Below are 1643 nucleotides of genomic sequence, written 5' to 3'. Positions count from 1 at the left end.
CGGCGACGGTCGCCGCGGCCAGGCGGTCGGCCAGCAGGCGGGTCGACGAAGGCACCGACAGACCCGCCGTCACCACTGCGAGCTTCATACCGTTGCCTCCACCGAAGCCGCGGCGGCCGCCTTCAGGGATTCGTGCGTCGGCGCGTCCGGGACGTGCGCGGGCCGCCGGGCGTCCAGTTCCTTGCGCAGCACCGGGATCACCTGCTCCCCGAGCAGGTCGAGCTGCTCCAGCACCGTCTTCAGCGGCAGGCCCGCGTGGTCCATCAGGAACAGCTGGCGCTGGTAGTCGCCGAAGTGCTCGCGGAAGGTCAGCGTCTTGTCGATGACCTCCTGCGGGCTGCCGACGGTCAGCGGCGTCTGGTCGGTGAACTCCTCCAGGGACGGCCCGTGCCCGTACACCGGCGCGTTGTCGAAGTACGGCCGGAACTCGTTCCACGCGTCCTGGGACTTGGGCCGGATGAACGCCTGCCCGCCCAGGCCGACGATGGCCTGGTCCGCCGAGCCGTGGCCGTAGTGCTCGAAGCGCTGCCGGTAGAACGAGATCAGCTGCTGGAAGTGCTCCTTGGGCCAGAAGATGTGATTGGCGAAGAAGCCGTCGCCGTAGTACGCGGCCTGCTCGGCGATCTCCGGGCTGCGGATCGACCCGTGCCAGACGAACGGCGGGACGCCATCCAGGGGCCGCGGGGTCGACGTGAAGCCCTGCAGCGGGGTGCGGAACTTGCCGGACCAGTCGACGACGTCCTCGCGCCACAGCCGGCGCAGCAGCGCGTAGTTCTCGATCGCCAGGGGGATGCCCTGGCGGATGTCCTGGCCGAACCACGGGTAGACCGGGCCGGTGTTGCCGCGGCCCATCATCAGGTCGACGCGGCCGTCGGCCAGGTGCTGCAGCATCGCGAAGTCCTCGGCGATCTTCACCGGGTCGTTCGTGGTGATCAGCGTCGTCGACGTCGAGAGGATCAGCTTGGACGTCTGCGCCGCGATGTGGCCCAGCATCGTCGTCGGCGACGACGGGACGAACGGCGGGTTGTGGTGCTCGCCGGTCGCGAAGACGTCGAGGCCGACCTCCTCCGCCTTGAGCGCGATGCGGACCATCGCCTTGATCCGCTCGTGTTCCGTCGGCGTGGTTCCGTTCGTGGGATCGGTCGTGACGTCGCCCACCGTGAAGATTCCGAACTGCATGACCTGCTCCCTTCGCGAGCACCATCTTACATGCGCGTTCAACTACTTCCAAGCAAGAGATATTCCGGCCGACAAGTGCCTTGAGGGCACCGGCTAAGGTCGGGGACATGGACGCGGAGCTCGCTCGGCTGGGTTTGGCAGAACGTTCGGTACGACTACTCGCCGGTCGCGACATCTGGGCCTCGATCACCCCCTTGCTCGCCCCGCGCCGGAACCTGGTGGCCGCCTTCGGTCACGTCGGGCCCGGCGCGGCGGCCTTGCTGCCCTTGCAACCCGGCGACACGCTGATCACGGACGCGAGCCTGGACACGGTGCTGTCCGGCGCGACGAGCCCGCACGCGCTGCTGCACTGGGTCAAGGCGGGCGTGATCGTGCACTCGCTGCGGGGGCTGAACGCGAAACTGGTGATCGCGGAGGACGACCCGTCCTTCGTCGTGGTCGGCTCGGCCGACGTCACCGCCGCC

At 68.8% G+C, this 1643-nt stretch carries 1 protein-coding gene and 1 pseudogene; one reads left to right on the top strand and one right to left on the bottom strand.

Features of this window, described 5'->3' with window-relative positions; all coding sequences use genetic code 11:
* Window positions 1-84 precede the first annotated feature (84 nt).
* Entirely contained in the window at window positions 85-1179 is a 1095-nt protein-coding gene (locus tag CCN39_RS48410) for an LLM class flavin-dependent oxidoreductase (RefSeq protein ID WP_086853964.1), read from the bottom strand.
* A gap of 107 nt (window positions 1180-1286) precedes the next feature.
* Here CCN39_RS48410 and CCN39_RS48405 point away from each other — a divergent pair.
* Window positions 1287-1643: pseudogene (locus CCN39_RS48405) on the top strand (hypothetical protein); the annotation flags it as partial.

The organism is Amycolatopsis kentuckyensis, from assembly GCF_002155975.1.
Lineage (GTDB): Bacteria > Actinomycetota > Actinomycetes > Mycobacteriales > Pseudonocardiaceae > Amycolatopsis > Amycolatopsis kentuckyensis.
Note: the sequence above shows the minus strand (reverse complement) of the source record. Positions and strands in the feature narration are given on the sequence as shown.

What these genes read in the sequence shown, in the direction of transcription:
- CCN39_RS48410 (WP_086853964.1), bottom strand. Translation starts at nt 1,179, where the DNA reads ATGCAGTTCGGAATCTTCACGGTGGGCGACGTCACGACCGATCCCACG.